Here is a 24,676-nt window from a genome sequence, read left to right on the forward strand (position 1 = left end):
TCGTCAAAATAAAAGGTTTTGTTAACTGTTTTATCTTTTGGTAGAACATCACTTAAGTCTAATAAAGCTTTTCTTCCGGATTTACTATCTGAATGCAGCTGTTTAAAGGTATATCTCGCACCTTTTGGAAGTTTAGAAGTTCAATCACTAATTTTCCATCTGTTCCAACGGTTAAATCTTCTATTAAGTGTGCATTTCCATGCTCATCTTCAAACACAGCAGTTACATTTTTACCTGCTAATTCAGGTGTTAACTCTAGAGATAATTTTCCTCCGTTGTCATGATCGTTAGAAAATTTAACTTTTGGTTTAATTGCATCAGGTAAAGCGTGATAATTATATCTTTCTAAGAACAAAGGTATACTAGCACTTGAAACACCTAGCGCACCAACTAAGAATGCTAATAAAGCAATTATTCTTTTCTTTTTAGATCTTTTTTCTTCGTCTTGTCTGTTATTATTTGCCATAATAAAATAACCTCGATTTTTTGTTTTTTTTATAAAAATAAAAAACATCTTAACATTTTTAGAATTTAAAGATAACTTTTTATAATATTTTTTTTATATTATAAAACAAGATATGCTTTTTTTTTTTTTTTTTTAAAAAAATGCAAAAAACTAGCTAATTTAAAGGGTAAATGAGCTAAAAATTTAAAAAAAAGAAAAAAATAAATTTTTAGTTTTTTTTAATTAAATTTTTAAAAAACACTATTGATTAATTTAAAAATCAACAGTATTTAAAATTAAAATCCTCAATAATTAATTAAATTCTTTTTTTCATTTTTGTATTTTTCAAGTTTTGCTTCATAATCTTTTGCATTTTCTTTGGGCTTTCTATTATAAATATACCCTAGTAAAAAAACAATTTGATTTTTAAGTTTTTTAAATCTTAAATTGTAAAAATCATCAAAATTTTTGATATTTCCATTTTCACAAATTTCTTTATTTAAAAAATAATGATATTTAAAATTTTCATTTATTCATTTTTGTGAATTACAAAATTTTTTTAATTCTTTTTCACCTTTTTTTAAATTTATTTTTTTGGGCATTAATGCTAAATTAGGTAAAGACAAACGTTTTCAATATTTGTTTCAAAATTTTGTAACTTCTTCAGTATTGGTATCATTGTTAAGAATTGTCTTTTTTTCTTTTTCAAAAAGTGATTTAGCTACTAAATGATCAACATGATATTCACTTGCAACATCTTTAATATGTAATGGAATTCATTTACGATTTAATAAATATAAAATTTCATATGTAGAATGATGATAATAATATTCTGAATCAATTACTTCTTCACTTTTGTTCTTATTTTTAAAAAGAAAATAATTATTAGGTATATTTATAATATTTTCAATCAAACTAACATTATATATTTTTAAAAATGAAAAGCCATTTATAAATTCTAAAAATGTTTCTTCTCTTTTATCGTTAAATTCAATATAATTTTTAATTTGTTCAACTAAATAAATTATAAGATTTTTATTATTTAAATCCCTATTTTTTCGATATCTTTTTGTTGTGTTTAAATTAAAAATATCCAAAATTAAACTTCTTGTAAAAAAACAAATTAAGCCTAATTTATCATCTACAGTTAAAATAATATTTTTATAATGTTTATGATATATATAATAAATCATAACTAAAATGATTGAATAAGTTTTTCGATCATCGATATAAATATCGATATTTATTGAAGCTGTTTTAAATAATTCATTTATTTTTCAAAATGAAAATAATAAAGATTTAAAATTTATTTTTGTATCATTATCATTATTTTTTGAATTAATAAAAAATAAATTAATAAATTCTTCAATAATTTTTTTTCAACTTTCAATTTCATTTTCTCTTTTTTCTTTTTTTAATTGATTTTCAATTTCTTTTAATACATTATTAATTTCATTCTTATTTAAATTAAATTCTTGTTTTTCAAAAATCATATTTTTTATTAAAATAGGATTTTCTTCTTTAAGTTTTAGATAATTTTCGTTTAAATCCAAGTTTTTTTTGTTTAAATTTAGATTATTTTTTGTTAACTTTTTTATTTTTACATTTTTAAAATAAACAATAAAAAATATAATAAATGTAAAAATAAAACTAAAACTAAAACATATAAACAAAATTGAGATATTGAAAAAATTATTTTTTAATATTTCAAAATAACGTGTTAAAAAATTAAAATTATTAAACGAAAACAAAAGTAAAAAAGGTTGTAAAACAAAAATAGTTGAAAAAATTAAAATAAATAATAAGAATCAAAAAATAATTTTAATAATTTTTTTCATATCCACCTTTAAAAATATTTTTAAGTAATATATATTATATTTAAATATAGAAAAATCAAAATATTCTTATTTTAAAAAATGATAAAATAAATAAAAAAAATATTAAATTCCAAAATTGAAAGTTAAAAATAAAAAAAATGAAAACAAAAAAAATATACTTATCTTTATCACTAAATTCTATAGCTTTTTTTTCTTCTTTTTTTATAGCTTGTCAAAATAAAGAAATAAAAAAAAATAATGAAAGTGATTTAAATAAACAAAGAAAAGAAATAAAACAAGAAAATAATGATCAAAAAATAAATTTTAATTCATTACATAATAATTTTTTAAAAAATTTTAATTTAGAATTTTTAATTCAGCCTGAAATTAATATTAAAACACAAGAAAATTATGTAAATAAAGCCGAAGAAATAATAAATTTTTATAAAGAAAATAAAATTAGCGATAGTGCTTTTGTTAATATTTTTTATGCTTTAACAAAAAATAAAATAAAAAGCAATGACTTAATTTGATATAAAGAAAATAATAATATCATTAGTGTTGAAGATAAAAAACAAAGTGGAAAAATATTTTCTATTTTTTCACAACTTAGAGATATTTTTCCAGAGTTATTACCACTTGCTATAGCATATCAGGTTAATGTTAAAAATAACAAACTTTATAAAAATTCTGAATTAAAAAAACTTATAAATGAAATAATGGAAGATTTTTCTACAAATTATTATCACGAAAATCAACAACAACATATAAATTGATGACATTATGAAATCGGAATGCCTAAAGCATTATTAAAATTCATTATTTCTTTAAAAGACATTTTTGATATTAGTCAATATCAAAAATGAATTAAGCCTATTGATTATTTTGTGCCAAATGTAAGATATGGAGGTGAATCAAGTAAAACCATCTTACCTTCAAGGTTGCAAACAGGCGCTAATTTAGTTGATAATGTAATTGTTTCAGTTACTAAAAGTGTAATTTTAAAAAATGAAGTTTTATTAAAAGATAGCATTTTAGCTTTATATGATAGTTTATTAAAAGATTATGTAATTTCAGGTGATGGGTTTTATGAAGATGGCTCATTTATTCAACATGATAATGTTCCATATATAGGTTCTTATGGCGAAGTATTATTTAATGGCTTTGCTAGTTTATTTACTTATTTAAAATCTAGTTCTTTAGACTTAGCTAAAAACGAAAAAATTGAAAATCTTTATAAATTTATTGAGAAATCAGTAATGCCATTTATGTTTGCAGGTTCAATTAGTGATGGTCTTAGCGGAAGAGCCATTGTTAGAGAAGGACATAGCGATAAGAAAAAAGGTTTAAATATTTTATCTTACTTAACTGTTTTTATGGATAATGCTCCAGAAAAATATAAATTAAATTTAGTTAACTTTTTAAAAGAACAATTAAAACATTGAAAAAGTATAGATTTATTAATCGATGATTTAAAAAAATATAAAATCAATAGCGCTTTTTCACAAAATATTATAGATTTTTATAACCAAAATTTAGGTAATAATATTGAAAAAGAAAAAGAAATAAATAATATTATTTTCACTAAAAACCAAGATCGATATGTTTGAAAAACTAATTATTTTATGTTTAATATAAATTTACATAGTAAGAAAATAGCTTTTTTCGAAGCTTTACTTGGTGAAAATTTAGAAGCTTATTATCACAATGATGGTTCAACACTACTTCATACAAAAAATAATTTATATCCTTATGATAATGATTATTGAGCAATAATTGATTTTGATAAAATTCCTGGAATTAGTTCTATTGAAAATGAAGAATTTAACCAATTATATAGTTATGAGTTTCCTAAAAATAAAAAATTAGCTGAATTAAATGAAACAGAAAAACAAAACTTTGAAAAGTTTAAATTTTTGTTAAAAGAAAAACAAAAAAATATTGAAAAGAAAATTAAAAATGATGAAAGTTATAATAATGGAATTAAAATAAATAACATAGGTTTTATAAAGGCTTTTGTTAAAAATTTTAGTTTTCAATTAGAAACTACAAAAACTTATTTTATGATTGATAACCAAATAATAATTGTTGGTAATATAAAAAATAATTCACAAAAAAATGCTAAAACTGTTATAGCTAATCATTTAACTAAAAAATGCTTTTATAAAAGATGAAATTTTTATAGAAAATAATAAAAAAGATTTATATAGATTTTTAGATTCAACAAATAATGAATCTATTGGTTATATTTTGTTAGATGATAAAAGCCAACATAAAGTAAAAAATGAAAAAGTCGAAAAATATCCATTTGTTTCTAACATAAATCGTTTAAATACAAATAAAATTGAAAAAATTTCAGCTAATTTTCATTCACTAATATTAAATAATGATAAAAATAAAAATTTTGCATATTCAATCATTCCTAATTTTGAACAAGATAAAAAAAATCAATACGTTAATGTATTAAAAAACTTTAAAATTTTAGAAAATAATGAAAATTATATTTTAACCAAATATTTTGACTTTAAATCTAATGATAATTTATTTTTTATATCTAACTTTAGTTTAAATAAAGATATTGAAACAAAAAAAGAAAAAATTTATATTAAAGATTTAAATTTAAATATTTCAATCCCTTTTGCTCACAGCGCTATTATTAAACAAGAAAATAATTCAAATAAAATAGAAATAATTTATTCTTCCGATTTAAATAAACAAGAAAAAAAATTAGAAATAGACACTAATATTAAAGAAATCGATTTAAGTTAAGAAAGATTTTTTAATATATTTTTTATTTTAATAAAATTTAAAATAATTTTAATGAATTTTAAAAAATTTAAAACTAATTAAATATTAAAAAAAATATGAAAATTATTCATAAAATTAAGTTGTTAAAATTAATTTTAATTTATAATTTTTAATTATATTATTTTAAATAAAGGTAAATTATGAAAGATAAAAAAAACTTTTTAATAGAGTTAAAAGAAAGAAATATTTTAAACAATATTTCAAATGAAGGTAAATTTTTAAATTCAAAAATTGATGATAAAATATATGCTGGTTTTGATCCTACAGCTATAAGTTTACATTTAGGTAATTATATTCAAATCGCAACTTTAAAAAGATTTCAAAAAAATGGGATTAAAGTTATAGCAATAGTAGGTGGGGCTACCGGTTTAATAGGTGATCCTTCTTTTAAAAATTCTGAAAGAATGATGTTAGATAATGAAATGCTTATCAAAAACAAAAACGCCATTGTTAAACAACTTAAAAACTTTGGACTAGAAGTTTTTGATAATTATGAAATTTATAAAAATATGAATGTTATAGATTTTTTAAGAGATGTTGGAAAAAACATAAATATAGCTTATATGTTAGCTAAAGAATCAATTATAACAAGAATTGAAAAAGGTTTATCCTTTACAGAATTTACATATCAACTAATTCAAGCTTGGGACTTTAAATATTTATATTCTAATTTTGATGTTAAAGGACAATTAGGTGGCTCTGATCAATGAGGAAACATTACATCTGGAATTGAAATGATTAAAAAAGTTCATGGTGAAGATTCGAATAGTTTTGCAATAACAACTAATTTATTAACAGATAAAAATAATGTTAAATTTGGCAAATCAACAGGTGGCGGTTCGCTTTGATTAGATCCAAATTTGACTTCTCCATATGTACTTTATCAATTTTTAATTAATCAAGAAGATATGGAAGTTGAAAAATTATTAAAATATTTAACCTTTTTAGATTTAGAAAAAATCAAAAATATTATGGATGAACATAATAAAGAAAGCTTCAAAAAAATAGCTCAAAAAGCACTAGCATATGAAGTGATTAAAGATATTCATGGCTTAGAACATGTAAAAAACGCTATAAAAATAAGTGATATATTATTTAATAATGAAGATTTTTCATTTCTTACAACTTCTGATTTAGGGCAATTAGAAAAAGCTATCCCCACATTTATTGCTAGCTATGAAGAAAATTTACCAGATTTTTTAATTAAAAATAAAATTGTGTTATCTAAACGAGAAATGCGCGAATTTATTGCTAAAAAAGCATTAAAAATTAATAATTTTATTATTGAAGATGAAAATACTATATTATTAGATAAGAATAAGTTTGATGGTAAATTTTCACTATTAAAAAAAGGAAAGAAAAATTATTATCTTATTAAATTTTTAAATTAAATTACTAAGGAGAAAATATGAATAAAAAATTAAATGGAATTGCTGCTTCAAACGGAATTGCTATTGCTAACGTTTATAAAATTGATAATCAACCTTTAATAATTGAAGATTATCTTATCGATGATGTTCAAAGAGAAATTTTGCTTTTTCAACAAGCACAAAAAGATTCAATTATTCAAATTGAGAAAATTAAAGATATAGCTGCAAAATCATTAAATGAAGAAGAACTGGATGTTTTAAATTCTCATATTTTAATTGCAAATGATCCTGCTATTTTCGATCAGATCAAAGAATTAATTGAAACTAATAAATTTAATGGTCCAAAAGCTATAAATCAAGTTAAAGAAAGTTATGTTGAAATTTTTTCTTCAATGGATGATGAATATATGCGTGAAAGAGCCGCTGATGTTAAAGATGTTTATGAAAGAATAATTAAAAACTTTTTAAAAATTCCAATTGCTGATTTATCCGCTATTGATAAAGAAGTTATTATTGTAGCTGATGATCTAACACCTTCTGAAACAGCTCAATTAAATAAAAAATATGTAAAAGGATTTTTAACTAATATCGGAGGAAGAACTTCTCATTCAGCTATTATGGCAAGAACTTTAGAAATACCTGCCATTTTAGGTTTGAAAAACATTACTGAAATTGTTAATAATGATGATGTAGTTGCAATAAATGGTAATAGCGGACAATTAATCATAAATCCTTCTAAAGAAGAAATTCATTTATTTGAACAAGAGTATTTAAAATATATTGAATATAAAAAACAATTAAAACAATTTGCATCAAAACCTTCAATTACAAAAGATGGAAGACAAATTATAATAGCATCTAATATTGGTTCTCCAGTAGATGTTACTAACGCTATTAAAGTTGGTTCAGAAGCTATTGGTTTATTTAGAAGTGAATTTTTATATATGGATTCAGAAAATTGACCAAACGAAGAAGAACAATTTAATGCCTATAAACAAGTAATTGAAAAAATGTCACCTAAACAAGTTGTTATTAGAACTTTAGACATTGGGGGAGATAAAACCTTAAAATACTTCAAATTCCCTGAAGAAATGAACCCATTTTTAGGATATAGAGCAATAAGGATGTCTTTAGATATGGTTGAAAGCTTTAGAGTTCAATTAAGAGCTTTAATTAGAGCTTCTGTTTATGGGAATTTAGCTATTATGTTTCCTATGATTTCTACAATTAACGAATTTAAACAAGCTAAAGCTATTTTTGACCAAGAAAAGGCAAAATTAGTTGCTCAAGGACTAGAATTAAAAAATAAAATTGAAGTTGGGATGATGGTGGAAACACCAGCTGCTGCTGTTTTAACTGAACAATTTTGTCATTATGCAGATTTTGTATCAATAGGAACAAATGATTTAATGCAATATTCAATGGCTGCTGATCGTATGAATGAAAAAGTTTCTTATTTATATCAACCTTTAAATCCTTCAATATTAAGATTAATAAAAATGACAATTGACGGGGCTCATAAAGCTGGTAAATGAGTTGGTATGTGTGGTGAAATGGCTGGGGATATGAATGCTATTCCATTACTTTTAGGAATGAAATTAGATGAATTTTCAATGTCATCCTCAAGTGTTTTAGAAGCTAGAAAATTAATTTCAGAAATTAATTTTAGCGATGCACATAAATTAATGCATAAAGCTCTTCATATGGAAAGTCAAGAACAAGTAGAACAATTATTGAAAGAATTTTTCAAAAAATAAATGCGTTTTTATAAAAAATACGAAAATATACCAAGTAAATATAAATTTGATTTAGAAAGTTTATTAAAAAATTCAATTGAACAAGAAATTGAATTTTTTATTATTCAAAAAAAGCGGATTTTAAACTGAAAAGAAACAAAATATGATAATCCTGAAAATTATTTAAAATATCTAAAAATTGAGCAAGAAAATGATTTGATTTTTAATCGAATTTATAATTATTTAACTAATAAATTAAGCTTAAATTTAATTGATTCTAAAATTAATAAATTAATAGCAAATTTAGAGAATGAGCTGAATTTTATTTATGAAAAAAATGGTTCAGAATTAAATAGGCAAAATAAATATTTTGCTAAATTAAAAAAATGAGCTAAATTAGAAATTTTTCAAAATTATAAAAAATATTTTGAAGAAATTTTTCAAGCTCAAAAATATCGATTAGAAGAAAAAATTGAAAATTTTATTATTAAGAATGAAAAAAGTGAAATCAATTTAGAAAACTATTTTGAAATTTTAGTAAATTCTGAATTAGATTATGGCTATTTTATAAAAAATAACAAAAAAATTAAAATCACTGAAAATAATTTTAATTTTTTGATGTCATCTAAAGATGAGAAACAAAGAAAAGAAATATTTTATACATATTATAAAAATAAATATAAGCACAAAGAACTAATGGCGAAATTTTTAATTGATCATTTTAATAAAACTGCTAATTTTGCTAAAATTAGAAATTTTAACTCTAGCGTTGAATCAATGCTTATTGATGATAAAATTGATAGTAAAATTTTAGAAAATTTATTTCAAACTATTTCTCAAAAGAAAAATATAATAAGTAAAATAAAAAAATATAATAATCTTTTTTTCAAGAAAAAATACGGCTTTAAACCTAAAATTTATGATAATTGACTAGAGTTGATTAATATTAAACAAAAATATACCATCGAACAAGCACAAGAAATTATTCTAAAAGCTTTAAGTGTCATGGGTGATGAATATTTAGAAATAATTAAAAAAGCTTTTAATGAAAATTGAATTGATTATTTTTCCGCTGAAAATAAAGTTTCTGGCGCTTATACAATAAGTAATAGTTATGGACTTGATAAAATTTATATTTTAATGAACTGAGATTATACAATTGATTCTGTTTTTACTTTAGTACATGAATTAGGACATGCATTACATAATTATTATGTAAATAAATATCAAGAGATTCAGAATTCTGAATTTTCAATTTTTATAGCTGAAGTTGCCTCCACTTTTAATGAATTATTATTGCTAGATTATTTAATTAATACTAATAAAAATAAAAAGCTAAAATTTCAAATGATATCAAAATATATTGAAAATTTTACAGATATTGTTTATCATTCAACATTTTTATCTAATTATGAATACGACTTATTTAATATTTTAGATAAAGGGCAAACTTTATCAAGTTTTGATGAGTTGGTCGAAATTTATCAAAAAAATGAACAAAAGTTTTTTTCAAAAAAATCTAAGCATAAAGAAAATTATATTCATTCAGTTGATGTGCCACATTATTATGCTGATTTTTATTTATGTAAATATGCTTTTGGTTTTTTGATTGCAAATTATTTTTTTGAAAAATATCAAGAAGATAAAAATATTAATAATTATATTGAAAGTTTTTTAAAATTAGGCGGAAGCAAGTGGACTTTAGATATTTTAACTAAAGCAAAAATCGATCTAACAAAAAGCGATTTATATGAATTAGCATTTAAAAAATTAAATTCATACTTAAATGAATTTATAAAATTAGGAAAAGAAATATTTAATAAAAAAGGATAATAATGATTTTTAAGAATGCTTTAATAACAACTAAAGATCAACAATTTTTAGGTTATCTTGAAATAAATGAAAATGGAAAAATTTTAAATATTAAAAAAGGAACTACCAGTAAAAAGGGCATTGATTGTCAGAAAAATATTTTAATGCCTGCATTTATCGATTCTCACACACATGGGGGATATGGATTCGATTTTCAATCTATGTTGGAAAATGATTGAGAAAAAAAATTTGAAAAATATCTTGAAAAATTACACAAACTAGAAGGTGTAGTAGCCGTTAATGCTACAACTGTAACAGATAAATGAGAAAATATTCAAAAAATAGCCGATAATTTATCTAATTATAAAAACTTATCTTTATTAAGTTGGTATTTAGAAGGACCTTTTATTTCAAAAGAAAAAAAAGGCGCTCACAATGATAAATTTATTATTCCAATAAGTGATGAAAAATTAAATTTATTAACTAAATTAAAAAATATCAAACCTATAGTTGCTATTGCTCCAGAAAATAATGATTTTGAGCTGATAAAAAAATATAATGACAAGTTATTTTTTACCATTGGACATTCTAATTGTTATGATTTTTCAAAAAAATACAATTTAAATAGTTTTCATTTTTTTACTCATTTTTATAATGGTTGTTCATCATTCGATCATAGACAAGAATCTTTAGTAAATACAATTTTAAATAATAAATTAGCAAAAAATTTTTTGGTAGAATTAATAAGCGATTCGCTTCATACATCTAAAGAAATTATTAATTTTACATATAAAAATATTGATAAAAATAATTTAATAATTATTTCAGATTCTTTATCACCTAAAGGTTTAGTTGATGGCGAATATTTATTAGGTGAATTAGAAATAATTAAAAAAGAGAATATTTTTTATTTAAAAAATTTAAAAAATATCGCTGGTAGCGGAATGCCCTATAATAAAATATTAAATATTTTTCATAAAACAACAAAATGTTCTTGAAATGAAATTGTTTTATTTTCATCTTATAATATTGCTAAAAAAATAAAGAAAACTAAGCAATTTGGCACAATAAAGGTTAATCAAAAAGCAAATATTGTTGTAATTGATGAAAATTTCAATGTAAAATATAGTTTTATAAAAAATAAATTGTATCAAAATTAAATAAAATACCTTAACTGCTTGGAATTATCATCAATGTCTTTTTAAAATAAATTTTTAAATAAAATATTTTTCCCATTTTTTATTTTTTTTTATTATTTTTTTAAAAAATAAACATATATTAATATATAAAAATATTAAAAAAATATAAAGGGAATATATGATTGAATACAAAACAAAATGTAATGAAATTAATGAAAAAGAAGCTAAAAAAATATTGTATAATTATAAAAATAAAAAATATACAATTTGTTTTGGAAAAAATGAAAAAGGAGCTTTAGTAACTGAATTTAGTGTACTAAAAGTTAAAATGTCAAAAATCAAAACTCAAGATACATTAGCATTAATTTTAAATGAATTAACAAAAATGAGAGGCGAGATTGTAGAAATTAAAAAAGATGTAACATCACTGAAAAAAGATGTTGTTGAATTAAAACAAGACGTCGCTATTTTAAAACAAGATGTTGTTGAATTAAAACAAGACGTCGCTATTTTAAAACAAGATGTTGTTGAATTAAAACAAGATGTTGCTGTTCTAAAACAAGATGTTGCTGTTCTAAAACAAGATGTTGCTGTTCTAAAACAAGATGTTGCCGAATTAAAAACAAGAGTTACTGTTTTAGAAAATGATGTGAAAGAAATGAAACAAGATATAGCAGTACTAAAAACTGATGTTTCAATGTTAAAATCTTTCCACAAAAAAGATTTTAAAGAAAAATTTAATATAGATATTGAAGAGTAATATTAAATTTTTAAATTAAAATTAAAAAAAATTTTTTTATTTTTAAATAAAATAACATTTATTAATAGTAGATATTTTTTAAAGTAAAGTTTTATGTGAAACATTTTTTATATTTGTTCTTTTACAACCAATAAATAAAAAATCGTTTAGAAACCAAATTTAAAAACACATTAATGATTTAAAATTGTCATTAATGTGTTTTATTTTATAATTAAAAAATTAAAAAAATACTTGGAATAATAAAACTTAATGGGTAAGAGCTTCAAAAGAAAATTTTAATCAATTTATTTTTATGAGGTTTTTTATGACTATAAAATAATAAAAACGGTATAACTAAAAGTGAATAAATTTGAACATCATTAACAGATATTTTTGTAATAAAGAAATAAATCAAATTTAAAACTATAAAAAATAAAATATAAAATATTTTAAAAAATAAAAAATTATTAAATTTAAAATATTTAAAAGTTAGATTAAAAATAATACCCGAAAAAACAATTATTAAATAACCATAAAATTTATAATCAATTCCAAATTTTGATGTTTTATTATTTAGTGATAAAGAAATATTTTTAAATTCAATAAATAAATAAAAAAATGTTAATATAGAAAATAATAATATTCCCAATTTTTTATTTTTAATAAAAACATATGATGTTAAAGTACCTAAAAATAATTGAAAAAAAATGTTTAAAGTAAAAACATCAAAGGTTATATCGATGAATAAACTAGAGATAATATAAACTATTTGTATTATTGCCCCAAATAAAAAAAGTTCTGCTAAATATTTTAAAGGTGTGTTAGTTTTATTTATAGCTACACCACTTAAAAAAGCATAAATAGGAAAAGCTATTCTCCCTATTATTCTTAACTCTGTTTGAGTAGGAAAAAGAATAAATCCAAAATGATCAACAAACATTGTTATTACAGCTATAAATCTTAAAATATTAGAGGTTAGAAAATTTCAACTTAATGTTTCGAATGAAAAACTATATAAATTTTTAATTCAATTTTTAAATTTTTCCATTTTATTTTATCTTAACTTTATTTAGAATAAATTAAAATTAATTACTTCATCAAACATTTGCATTTGTTCCTTTCTTAAATGATGAGAAATATAAAGAATAGTTGAATTTGTGTTTAATAAATTTTTAAGTATCTCATCAGCGTTTTTTTCATCTAAATTTGCAAGCACTTCATCTAAAAGTAAAAAATTCTTTTTTAAATAAAAAATTCTTGCTATATTTACTCTTTGTTTTTCCCCAGTTGATAGTTGTGATAAATCATTTGTTTCTAAAATATTATTTGAAATATTACTTAATTCAACTGATTTTTCCAATTCAGCATCATTAATATTATCATCAAATAAACTAATATTTTCTTTTAAGTTAGTTTCAAAAATATAAGATTTGTTTTCAAAAATAGTTATTTTTTTTCTTAAATTCAAATTATTAATATTTTTTATGTTGGTATCACTGATAAATATATCGCCTTCATAATTATTTATTTTAGATGTTAATAATTTAAATAATGTACTTTTACCACTTCCTGATTTTCCAACTATTGCATATTTTTTACCTTTTTCAAATTTTAAATTTAAATTTGTAAAAATATTTTTATCATTAAATTTTAAATTAATATTTTTAAGTTCAATTTTATTTATTTCATCAATGCTTTTTGTATTTAAATCTTTTTCTAAACTTAAGTTAAATGAATTAACAAGATTTCTAGTTGATAATACATTTTTAAAATTTTCAAAAGTATTTTCAATACTGTCCTTAAATTTACCTATTGAATAGTGAAATAAAAAAATAGTACCAATAGAAATATCGAAAATATTTTCTAAATAAAAATAAACCATAAGTATAATTGTTAAATTTTGAAAAAATAAAAAAATTATATTTTGTGAATAATCAGTAAAAAATGATCAATTCTTTTTTTTACGTTCTAAATTAAATGTTTTATTTATTATTTTTTTATTTTTTTCAAATAATAAATCTGTTTTATTTGAAAAATACAAAGTATGAAAATTATCAAAAAAATTATTAATAGAATTTAACAAAATATTATATTTATTCTTGAATTTGTTTAAATAATTAGTATTTTTTTTCTGAAAAATAAAATTAAAAACTAAATATAAAAAAATTATAAATAACAAAATAATTAAAATATAATAATTTGTCACTCCTCAATAAATTAACACCGTAAAAATAACTAATGAATTAGCAAGCATTTCCATTCATGCTATATAATTTAGATTGTAATATTGATTACCTTCATTTATTGTTTTTTCAATAAAAATATTTTGATTGAATTTCATGGTTTCTAAATTTTTAGAATCAGAAATTTGATTGACTAAATCTTTTATTATTATTTTATAAACAAATAACATTTGAAATAGCGTTAATCTATAATAAAAATAATTGAATATTAAATTAAATATATAAAAAATAATTAAAATAGCTGAAATAATTAAAATTTTTATAATTGCATCTTTATCATTTACACCTGTTTTATCAATTACATAGTTAATAAATAATGATTCTAAATATAAGATTATAATAGGTAAAATCGTCATTAAAATAACACTAATTTGAAAAATAAATAATTTAAATTTATTATGTCTAAATATTAATTTCATTTATTTCCTCCAAATTAATTATTTCATCGTATTTTTCAAATTCATTTATATGATGCGTTACATTTATTAAAAGCAAATCTTTATTCTCATTGATTTTTTTTCAAATTATTTTTAAATTTTCTCGATCTACCTGAGAAAATGCTTCGTCTAAAATTAAAATATTTTTTTTATTTAAAAAAAATCTTGCTAAATTTATTCTTTGTTTTTCACCTGATGATAAATTATTATTTTCTTTTAATAGTGTTGTTTCGTCTAAAAAAATATTAGTTTTTTCTAAAGAATTTAAAACTTTTTTAGTTTCTATATTTTCCCAAAGCGTGATATTTTCATATATACTAGAATTAAAAAATGAATTTTTATGTTCGAGATAACCAAATGAATTATTCAAAATACAATTATCAATATCGTTTATTTTTATATCATTAAAAAAAATATTAAATTTTTCGGATTGTATTTGTTTAGTCAATATTTTTATTAATGTGGATTTACCTGTTCCAGATGAACCGATGATTGCGTATTTTTTCCCTTTTTCAAAAGTTAAATTGATATTTTTAAAAATATCTTTTTTATCAATAGAATAATTTAAATTTTTAACTTGTATTCATTCAATATCAATACTTTGATTTGAACAAATTTTTCTTTTTTTAAAATGAAGGATATTTTTTAAAAATTTTCTATGCGCAAGATACTTTTGATATGAAATTGTTGCAATTCTTATTCCTTGAATTGTCATAAAAATTAAACTAGGAATAACGAAAATAATTCCTATTTTTTCAATTTTATTGATTATAAAAATTAATGTTATTAATAAAATTAAAAAATTAAATAAAATTGTTATAGATGAGTTAAATATTTCTAATAAAATAACTTTTAATTTATTTTTTTTAAAATTTAATTCCATTTTTTTTATTAAAAAATCATACTTTTTAAAAATGCCTTTTCAATTCCTATTTGTCAATAAAAAATAAAACTATCAAAATTTTTAATTCATGAATTGTTTTGTTTTTCATAAATATTAAAGAATTTTTCTTCCATTTTCCCAGCTTTAATTGTTGTGAAATATGATATAACAAAATTTATAATTAAAAAAGAAACGATAAATAAAGCTATTTTTCAACTTATCACAAAACTAATTATTATACTGAAAATAGAAAGTGTAATTTGTTCAAATGCAAAAATTCCTCAATTAAAACAATACCTTACTATTTCATCTCTTCTTTCTGAAATTCAATATATATATTTACCTTTATTTTCTTCAATTTCACTTAAATTTTGAATTGAAGCATTTTTTAAAGTATTGTTTGATATATCCATATTAACTTTGGTAATAAAATTGTTTTTTATTAAATTTGATAGTAAATTAAAAATTATTGAAAAAAATATTAGAAGAAAAATAACAATAAAATAAATTTTAAATTTTTCTCTATTAGAAATATCATTAACTAAATCTGCAATTAAAAATGAAATTCCTGTGAGAATCATGTAATTCAATATGCTAAATAAAACAATTAAAAATGTTGATTTGAAATTTTTTTTAAAATATTTCAACATCAAATCCTTCCTTTGCTAAATTTATTAAAAAACTTAAACTAATGTTATACATAAATCCCAAAGTACAAAAATAAATGCAACACTTTATAATTAAAAACAATAAAATTATAAAGGGATGAATTTGACTTTAGGATTGAGGCTTTTCTTTTATTTGATCTAAAATTTTTTCAATTTTATTAGCTTGTTCAGGTACATCATCAATAAAAAACTGCAATTCTGGAACTCTTCTAACATTGCTTTTTTGTGCTAATAATCTTTTGATAAAACCTTTAGCATTTTCAATTGCTAAAAGTCCTTTTTTCTCTCGTTTTAAAAAAGTTAAATAAACTTTTAAAAATGAGCCATCTTTTGATAATTTAACTTCAGTTACATTAACATCAATAACGTCTGAATGTTCTAGGTCGTATTGCAAAATTTCAGATATTGTAATTAAAAAATGATTTTCTTTTTTCTTATTTGTTACACTAGCCATTAATCTTTTATCTCCACTTGTTCAAAAGCAATAAGTGTATCATCTACTTCAATATCATTAAATTTGTATATATGACATCCAAATTCATTACCAGCTAAAACCTCTTTAACATCATCAGTTGTTCTTCTTAAAGAGTCTAATTCACCAATATGAATAACTTTATTTTTTCTAATAACTTTAATTTTTGTTCTAGCTTTAAATTTACCAGTTAATAATTTACATCCTGCAATATTACCTACTTTGGAATAATAGAATATTTTTAAAATTAAAGCTTCACCAATAATTTTTTCTTCAAATTTAGGAGGTTTTAGAGCATCTAATTGATTTTGTACATCTTCAATAATTTTATAAATTACATCAAATTGCTTAATTTCTACTTTTGCATCATTAGCTAATTCTTTAATTCCCGCATTAATATTTAATTTAAAACTATAAATAATTGAATTTGATGTTTTAGCTAATAAAATATCATTTTCATTGATTTCACCCACCCCGTGATGTACAACTTGCACTTGTGCTTCATCATTTTTTAATTTTTCTAATGAATTTTTAATTGCTTCAGTTGTTCCATAAACATCACCTTTAATAATAAAGTTTAAAATTTTTTCTCCTTCATTATTAACAATTATTTTTCTCTCTCTCAATGAGATTTCTTTATCAAAAATAGCTTTATCTTTAGCTAAATTTTTAGCAAATTTTTCATTTTCAAATGCAAAAAATTTATCTCCCGCTAAAGGAACATGATTTAATCCTGTAATTAAAACAGGTGTTCCAGGTTTTGCTTTTTTTAGTGATTTTCCATTTGAATCTTCTAAGGTTTTTATTCTTCCATATTTAGAACCAGCAACAATAAAATCACCTTTATTTAATGTTCCGTGTTGAACAATTAAACTAGCCACAGTTCCTCTACCTTTTTCAATTTTAGATTCAATAACAACTCCAATTGCTTCACGATTTTTATTAGCTTTTAAATCTAAAATATCAGCTTGTAAATTAATAGCTTCAAATAATTCATTTATCCCTTTACCTGTCAGTCCTGATCCTTGAACAAAAATATTATCGCCACCTCATTCTTCACTCATAATATTATGTTGTGATAGTTCAGCTTTAATTTTTTCTATATCTTTAATAGGTTTATCAATTTTGTTGATAAATACAATAATTGGAGCGCCTGAATTTTTAGCATGATTAATAGCTTCAACAGTTTGAGGCATAACTCCATCATCTGCAGCCACCACTAAAACGATAATATCTGTAATTTTAGAACCTCTAGCTCTCATTTCAGCAAATGCAGCATGTCCTGGTGTATCTAAAAAAGTTATTTTTCTTTTATCATAAACAATTTGATATGCACCTGTATGTTGAGTAATTCCTCCAGATTCAGTTTGAACTACACTTGTTTGTCTTATTTTATCTAATAAAGTTGTTTTACCATGATCAACATGACCCATTATTGTGATAATAGGTGGTCTTTTTTCCAATTCTTCTTCATCATCTTCTATTTTTAATTCTTCCATAAAATTAGAAGCATTAAGTTCAGTATGTTTTTGAAAATCATAATTATAATGAATACATAATTCAGCTATTTCTTCTTCATTAAGGATGTAATTTAAACTATACATTTTTCCTTTTTTGAAAAAAATCATAATTATTTCTTTTGCATCTTTATTGATTTTTTCGGCAAAATCAGCAATTGACATTGCTCCTGTAAAATTGAAAACACCGTTTTTTAGTTCGATTTTTGCACTTGTAAATTGATTCTTAATAGTTTCTAAATTACTCTTTTTTTTATTATTATTTTTAGCCATGTTTTATTATTTCCTCCATTAAATTTTGATATTCTTCTTTGGTAAAATTATTTTTAAAAGCTTTGTTTAATAATTTTTTTTTAAATAAAAGCTCAATAACTTCTTTTTTGTTTTCAACATAAGCGCCTCTACCTAGAAGTTTTTTGTTAAAATCAACACTTATTTTTTTTTCTTTATTTATTGAAAATCTCAATAAATTTTCAACAGGTAAAATTTGATTTGTAACAATACATTTACGATTATATTTTAATTTCAAAAGTTATTCTTCTCCTCATTCATCATCATCTCATTTAATATCAATTTCTTTAACTCCTGCAAATTCATTTAAATCATTATCATATTTATAGTTTTTAATTTCTTTTTTAATTTGATTAATGTCATCTTCGGTGAAATTTTCTTTTTTAACTTCTAATGAATCTGTTTCATTTTCATTGATTTGTTCTTCAACTTGTTCTAGTTCATCCATCTCAGGATCGTCTAAATTTAATTCATTATCATCAAAACCGTATGAAAAATCACTATTAAATTTAAAATCTTCATTAAATTGTTCAATTTCTTTATCAAATTCTTCCATTAAAAATGATGCAAATGCTTTATTAGATCTATTTTTATAGTTGTTATTATTTTTATTATTAAATTCTGCTTTAGTTTTAATGCTATTTTCAAGTTGTTCTAATTCTTCTTTATCTTTGATATTACCATTTCATATAATATTGTTTTCACCAAATTCATTTATTGCTTGACTATATGAAATAATATCAAGTTTACTATTTACAAGCTCTCCCGCTAATATAACATTAATTCCTTTTTTCCCAATAGCTAATGTATGTTGAGAATTTGGCACTACAACTTTATATTTATTTTTTTTATCTTTTTCCGAAATTATTGAAATAACTTTGGAAGGAGCTAATGAATTGATAATAAATTTTTCTTTGTTTTTTGAAAATAGAACAATATCAATTTTTTCATTATCTAAATAATTAGAAATATTTTCTATTCTGTTGCCATCAATCCCAATTAATGAACCTAAAACATTTTCAGTTCCATTTTCTTCAAGTGAAGAGATAGCAATTTTAGCTCTTTTTTCATTAGCTCTTCTTGATATGTTTTCAATTTTAACTTTTCCAACAACAATTTCAGGAATTTCTTTATTTAAAATTTCGAATAATATTTTATTAGATATGTCAGAAATAATAATTTGACTACGTTTAGATATTTCATGAACATCATAAATATAAACATCTTCTTCGTTATTAATACTATTAATATCATATGTTTTATTTGAAGATAAATATTTAGGCATAAAAGCGCTAATATTTTCATCTACTAATTCATAGTTTTTTCCCGCTTTATTATGTGAAATGAATTTAGCTTTTACAACACTACCTTTAAGTTGTGAATATTTTAAAAATATTTTTTGCCTTGAAATTTCATTAACTTTTTGAATTAAACTTTGGTGAATTATCTTTAATTTATCTTTTGGGATAAAGTCTTTAATGTCACATTCCATAGTAATAACATCATCTATTTTTAAACTTCTTTCTTCACCATCATCAGTAATTTTTTTAATATTTTTACTATTAGCAATAGAAATTGTGGTGAAAGAAATTTTCTCTTCTTCCAATAGTTCTTTATAATCTTCATCTGAAATAATTTTATAATTTTTGTTAATAAATTTTCAATCATTATTTGTTAAATCTATAACTAAATCAATATCAACATCGGGATCAATTTCTTTTTCGATAAATTTTTTAACAGTATCTTTTAAAATAGCAACAATTTCCGTATCTTCGATTTTTTTAGAATTAAAAATTTCTTGAAAAATTTTATATAGTGTTTTTTTGTTATTCATTTTTTCTCCTTTTTATTTTATTTAGTTAATATATCCAATAAAAAATTAAATTAAGATAATAAAAGGCTGCTTTCGCAACCTTTTATCCTAAAAATAATTTAATAAAATTACTTACATTATATATTAAATTTAATTTTTTATTTTAAAATAATGAAAATTGATCACTTATTTGTAAATCATCTAAAATTTTCATATCCTTCATTTTTTCTACCAATGTTTTATTTAGTGAAACTCTGTTTTTTAAATCTTCAATGGAACTAAAGAATTTTAATTCCCTTTCTTTTTCAATGTTAGTTGCAACAACTTCTCCAAGTCCATCAATCGAAATAAAAGGTGGAATCAGTGATTTATTTTGGTGATTAATAATTCAAGTTTTAGCTTTTGAATTTCTTAAGTTTACATTTTCAACTTTATAACCACGAGCATACATTTCTTTTGCTATTAATAAAATAGGAATTAGTTCTTTTTCTTTCGCTTCTAGCTTTTCAGTTTGTGTATTATTTTTTTTATAATTTAATTCTTTGATTTTTTCAGCAATAAAATTTTCACCAGCTATTAAGGTATTAATATCAATTACATCAGCTCTTGTAGTAAAATAAGTTGCATAATATTCTAGTGGATGATAAAGTTTGAAATAAGCAATTTTTCAAGCCATCATTACATATGCAACAGCGTGAGCTTTAGGAAATAAATATTTAATTTTTTTGATTGATTCAATGTATCAATCAGGAATATTTTTAGCTTTTAAAAGTTTTTCTTCTTCCTGAGTGATAGATTTGCCTTTTCTAACATTTTCAGTTATTTTAAAAGCTAAATAAGGTTCTAGTCCTTTTTGAATTAAAAATACCATAATATCATCACGACAAGAAACAATATCTCTAAATGAAAGTTTTAAATCTTTGATTAATTTATCAGCATTATTAGTCCATACATCAGTTCCATGTGAAAGTCCAGAAATTGCAACTAAATCAGCAAAATTATTAACTTTTGCACTTTTAAGCATCCCTCTAACAAATGAGGTTCCAAATTCAGGAATTCCCATCGCTCCCGTTGTTTCACCAAAAATATCTTCTGGCTTTATACCTAATGATTCAGTTGAAGAAAATAAGCTAATAATCTTAGGATCTGATGTTGGAATATCGCTAGAATTTATATTAGTAATTTTTTCTAACATTTCAATCGCACTAGGATCATCATGGCCTAAAATATCTAATTTTAGCAAGTTATCATGAAGCGCATCATAATCAAAATGTGTTGTTTTTCAGCTTGAAGTTACATCATTAGCCGGATAATTAATTGGGCTAAAATCTTCAATTTCAAATTCTTTAGGAATAATTATAACTCCTCCAGGGTGCTGTCCTGATGTTCTTTTAGTTCCAGAAGCTTTTTTAGCCAAAAAGTCCATAAATTCAAATGATAAAGTTTTATTATTATCTTTTAAAAATGTTTTAATGTAGCCAAAAATAGTTTTTTCTTTATTAGCGAGTACAGTTCCTGCTTTAAAACTTTTATTTTCACCAAACATTTTTTTAACTTCATTTTGTAAAATAGGTTGATATTCACCAGAAAAATTTAAATCAATATCAGGGATTTTATCTGCATTAAAACCTAAAAAAGTTTCAAATAAAATTGTTTGCCCTTCTTTGGTTAAAGGAATTTTACAATTTTCGCAAATTTTATCAGGTAGATCAAAACCAGATAAATATTTTTCATCATCAAAAAATTTTGAAAATTTACATTTTTTACAAATATAATGAGGAATAAGAGGATTGACTTCAGTAATTCCAGCCATTGTAGCAACTAATGAAGAACCTACCGAACCTCTTGAACCTACTATTCTGCCATCTTTTTTCGCTTTGGATACCAACTTGTGACTTATTCAATAAACAACATGAAAACCATGTTCTAAAATAGGGATAAGCTCTTTTTCTAAACGTTTAGAAACTATTTCAGGTAAATTTTCACCATAAATGTTTTTAGCTGTTTTATATACTAATTCTTTTAATTTTTCTTTGGAATTATCAAAATTAGGTGCAAATAAATCTTTTTTAATTACTTCAATTTTTTCAATTTGACTTGCAAAATAATTTGAGTTTGTAGTTACTATTTCTTCAACTATTTTAATATCACCAATAAATTTAAACTCTTCATACATTTCAGAAGTAGTTAAATAATTTTGTAAAGGATAATCAGGATTTATATCATCAAACTCGAATAAATAATGTCTAACTCCTCCCAAGCCTTTGGCGTTTATATATATATCATGAAAAATTTTATCTTTTTTATCAATATATTTACAATCAGAAGTTGCTATCACAAGTTTATTTTGTTTTTTAGCTTCAATAATTAATTCTTTTAAAGCTTTTTTAACATTTTCCAATGTAATAACATTTCTTCTAATTAAATGACTAAAAGCTCTAGGTGAGGGTACTAAAATAACATCATAATATTTAATTTCCTCGATCAATGATTGACTAGTTCCATAAATCATTTTATTGATAATTCTAGAATTTATTGTAGCTGAAGCTATAAATAAGTTATCTGATTTTTCAATTTTATCAATAAAAAGTTTTGGGCCACCATAAAAATTATCAATTGATGCTAAAGAAATTAGTTTAAATAATTCTTTTAAACCTTTTTGATTTTTAGCATAAATTGCTATTTCATTCCTATTATTTCTTGAATAATTTGCATAAACACTATTATTAGTTAGTTTTTCTAAATCTTTAGCATTTTTAATATTTTTATTTTCTAATTGATCTAAAAAAATTGATCATATTTTAGATAAAACATTAGCATCATAATCTGCTCTATGGTGAGAAGTTGTATCGAAAAATATATTTAATTTTTTAGCTATAAATTTCAAACCATGTTTTTTTCTTTCAGGATTTAAAATATGATCTAAAACCAAGGTGTCAATTACCGGAGAATTTAAAGGTTCAAGATTAAAAAAACTTATTTTTTCATTTACAACATTAATATCAAATTCAAAAGCATTATGCGCTATTGCTATACCTTGACTTAAAATTTCTCTTATTTTTATTATTCCTTCTTTTTGTGATATTGCATCATGTACATCTTCATTAGTTATATTTGTAAGTTTTACAATATGCTCAGGAATAGGGTTTGTAGGTTTAATAAAAAATTGAATAGTTTCGATTATTTTTTTATTTTCAATTACTACTGCTCCAAATTCAATTATTTCATCATATTTACTACTAAGACCAGTTGTTTCAAGATCGAAAATAATATATTTGGCTGTTGATAATTCTTGTTCACCAGCATTAATAATAGGTCTAATATTGCTGTTTATTGCATTAAACGAACATCCATATATTGCTTTTAAATTGTTTTTTTTAGTTATTTCGTAAAATTTTGGAAAGCTTTGAACTGAATTTAAATCAGCAATTCCGAACGCTTTGTGATTTAAATCATTTGCTCTTTTTACATATTCATCAATACTTGCAAGTCCATCCATAGTTGACATGTTGGTTTTGGCAAATATTTCTATTCTTTTATTTTTTTCTTCATCTTTTACAAGATTATTATCAATATTTAAAATTGTTAAATTTTTAGCATTTATGATTTTCCCATTCATAAATGTATCATTTTCAAGAATTCCTTGAACAGCTATATAATTACCAATTTTAAAGTTTTTAATATTATCTTTTTCTGTTGTTGTACGAGAAAAAGTTTTTATTTTAATAGCCTCTATATAATTAGTAATTGATAAATTAGTGATTCATAATCCAGATTTTGTTTCTTTTGTTTCAATTTTAAATATTTCCCCTTTAGTAGAAATATTTATTTCATCTGTGATGTAAATATCTTCAATCTCTAATTCAACATAAAAATTATATTTATTAAATTTTGTGAAATTATATTTAACATTAGTTTCTTTATTATCTTCTTTATTTTGTAAACTTCTTAATTCTAATTCTTTTTCTTGTTTTTTTATCAATTCTTTTTCATTAGCTTTGATTAAATTAATTTTTTTATTAATTTTTGTTTGAATATTTATATTTTTAAAACCTCAATTAATTAAAAAAGATAAAACTTGTTCTTTATTTGAATTAAATTTTTCTTCTTCAATGAAATTTTCAAAAAATATATAAAAGTCATTTTCAATTAGTTTGAATTTTTTATTTTCTAGAAAATTAAATTCTTTTTCACTAATTAAAAGATAAGCAAATTCAAAATAATCTTTAATTATTAACTCTTTTTTTGAATCATCAAAATATTCAATAATTATTTCAAATTGGAGATTTTGGTGTTGCTTAATTTTATAATAAAATTTTTTGAAACTTGTAATATCTAAAATTTGATTAATTTTTAAATAAATATAAAAAATATTTTTCTCATTAGTTACTTTTGTAATTTGAATTTTTTGAAACTCTTCAGTTATTTCAAAGTCTATTTCTTGACAAAATTTTTTAAAAGTAGGATCGATATCTGAATATAACAT

At 21.3% G+C, this 24,676-nt stretch carries 18 protein-coding genes; 7 read left to right on the plus strand and 11 right to left on the minus strand.

Annotation, left to right across the window (positions count from 1 at the left end; translation table 4 throughout):
• Positions 1 to 58 precede the first annotated feature (58 nt).
• Entirely contained in the window at positions 59 to 466 is a 408-nt protein-coding gene (locus tag T403_RS0100005; protein ID WP_156933518.1) for a hypothetical protein, read from the minus strand.
• 275 nt (positions 467 to 741) lie between these two features.
• Positions 742 to 2,283 (minus strand): hypothetical protein, encoded by a 1,542-nt coding sequence (locus tag T403_RS0100010; RefSeq protein ID WP_033160776.1) that lies wholly within the window; start codon positions 2,281 to 2,283, stop codon positions 742 to 744.
• Between the two features lie 137 nt (positions 2,284 to 2,420).
• Between T403_RS0100010 and T403_RS0100015 the strand changes: the two genes are divergently transcribed.
• The 7 genes from T403_RS0100015 (at position 2,421) to T403_RS04180 (ending at position 11,887) form a co-directional block, all read left to right on the plus strand.
• A complete protein-coding gene (locus tag T403_RS0100015; RefSeq protein WP_033160777.1) occupies positions 2,421 to 4,454 on the plus strand; it encodes a polysaccharide lyase family 8 super-sandwich domain-containing protein in 2,034 nt (677 codons plus the stop codon).
• Between the two features lie 58 nt (positions 4,455 to 4,512).
• Positions 4,513 to 5,031 carry a hypothetical protein gene (locus tag T403_RS0100020; protein WP_033160778.1) on the plus strand — a complete coding sequence of 173 codons (519 nt, stop codon included), beginning with the start codon at positions 4,513 to 4,515 and terminating at the stop codon, positions 5,029 to 5,031.
• A 179-nt stretch (positions 5,032 to 5,210) separates the two neighbouring features.
• Positions 5,211 to 6,461, plus strand: coding sequence for a tyrosine--tRNA ligase (gene tyrS, locus T403_RS0100025; protein WP_033160779.1), 1,251 nt, complete (start codon positions 5,211 to 5,213; stop codon positions 6,459 to 6,461).
• 17 nt (positions 6,462 to 6,478) lie between these two features.
• Positions 6,479 to 8,197: a phosphoenolpyruvate--protein phosphotransferase gene (gene ptsP / locus T403_RS0100030; RefSeq protein WP_033160780.1), complete on the plus strand. Its 1,719-nt coding sequence runs from the start codon at positions 6,479 to 6,481 to the stop codon at positions 8,195 to 8,197.
• Positions 8,198 to 10,009, plus strand: a complete 1,812-nt coding sequence (locus tag T403_RS0100035) for a M3 family metallopeptidase (RefSeq protein WP_033160781.1) — start codon at positions 8,198 to 8,200, stop codon at positions 10,007 to 10,009.
• 2 nt (positions 10,010 to 10,011) lie between these two features.
• A complete protein-coding gene (locus tag T403_RS0100040; RefSeq protein ID WP_033160782.1) occupies positions 10,012 to 11,148 on the plus strand; it encodes an amidohydrolase family protein in 1,137 nt (378 codons plus the stop codon).
• Positions 11,149 to 11,305: 157 nt separating this feature from the next.
• Positions 11,306 to 11,887 (plus strand): GumC domain-containing protein, encoded by a 582-nt coding sequence (locus T403_RS04180; protein ID WP_051619006.1) that lies wholly within the window; start codon positions 11,306 to 11,308, stop codon positions 11,885 to 11,887.
• A 211-nt stretch (positions 11,888 to 12,098) separates the two neighbouring features.
• Here T403_RS04180 and T403_RS04185 read toward each other — a convergent pair whose 3' ends face one another.
• The 9 genes from T403_RS04185 to T403_RS0100090 form a co-directional block, all read right to left on the minus strand.
• Complete coding sequence (locus T403_RS04185) at positions 12,099 to 12,914, minus strand: TraX family protein (protein WP_051619007.1); 816 nt, start codon at positions 12,912 to 12,914, stop codon at positions 12,099 to 12,101.
• 21 nt (positions 12,915 to 12,935) lie between these two features.
• Positions 12,936 to 14,528 (minus strand): ATP-binding cassette domain-containing protein, encoded by a 1,593-nt coding sequence (locus tag T403_RS0100055; RefSeq protein WP_033160783.1) that lies wholly within the window; start codon positions 14,526 to 14,528, stop codon positions 12,936 to 12,938.
• Positions 14,512 to 15,429, minus strand: coding sequence for an ATP-binding cassette domain-containing protein (locus T403_RS0100060; RefSeq protein WP_156933519.1), 918 nt, complete (start codon positions 15,427 to 15,429; stop codon positions 14,512 to 14,514). Before T403_RS0100060 ends, T403_RS0100055 begins: the two co-directional genes overlap by 17 nt.
• A gap of 8 nt (positions 15,430 to 15,437) precedes the next feature.
• On the minus strand, positions 15,438 to 16,079 hold the full coding sequence (locus T403_RS0100065; protein WP_033160785.1) for an ABC transporter ATP-binding protein: 642 nt from the start codon (positions 16,077 to 16,079) through the stop codon (positions 15,438 to 15,440).
• Between the two features lie 127 nt (positions 16,080 to 16,206).
• Positions 16,207 to 16,551, minus strand: a complete 345-nt coding sequence (rbfA, locus tag T403_RS0100070) for a 30S ribosome-binding factor RbfA (protein ID WP_033160786.1) — start codon at positions 16,549 to 16,551, stop codon at positions 16,207 to 16,209.
• A complete protein-coding gene (gene infB, locus T403_RS0100075) occupies positions 16,551 to 18,359 on the minus strand; it encodes a translation initiation factor IF-2 (protein ID WP_033160787.1) in 1,809 nt (602 codons plus the stop codon). The genes rbfA and infB overlap by 1 nt, the downstream gene beginning before the upstream one ends.
• Entirely contained in the window at positions 18,352 to 18,615 is a 264-nt protein-coding gene (locus tag T403_RS0100080; RefSeq protein WP_033160788.1) for a YlxR family protein, read from the minus strand. Before T403_RS0100080 ends, infB begins: the two co-directional genes overlap by 8 nt.
• Before the next feature lie 3 nt (positions 18,616 to 18,618).
• A complete protein-coding gene (locus tag T403_RS0100085; protein WP_033160789.1) occupies positions 18,619 to 20,211 on the minus strand; it encodes a NusA N-terminal domain-containing protein in 1,593 nt (530 codons plus the stop codon).
• A gap of 142 nt (positions 20,212 to 20,353) precedes the next feature.
• Positions 20,354 to 24,676: a PolC-type DNA polymerase III gene (locus tag T403_RS0100090; RefSeq protein ID WP_033160790.1), complete on the minus strand. Its 4,323-nt coding sequence runs from the start codon at positions 24,674 to 24,676 to the stop codon at positions 20,354 to 20,356.

Origin of the sequence: Mycoplasma collis ATCC 35278 (assembly GCF_000701825.1) — a bacterium.
Classification (GTDB): Bacteria; Bacillota_I; Bacilli_A; order Mycoplasmatales; family Metamycoplasmataceae; genus Mesomycoplasma_A; species Mesomycoplasma_A collis.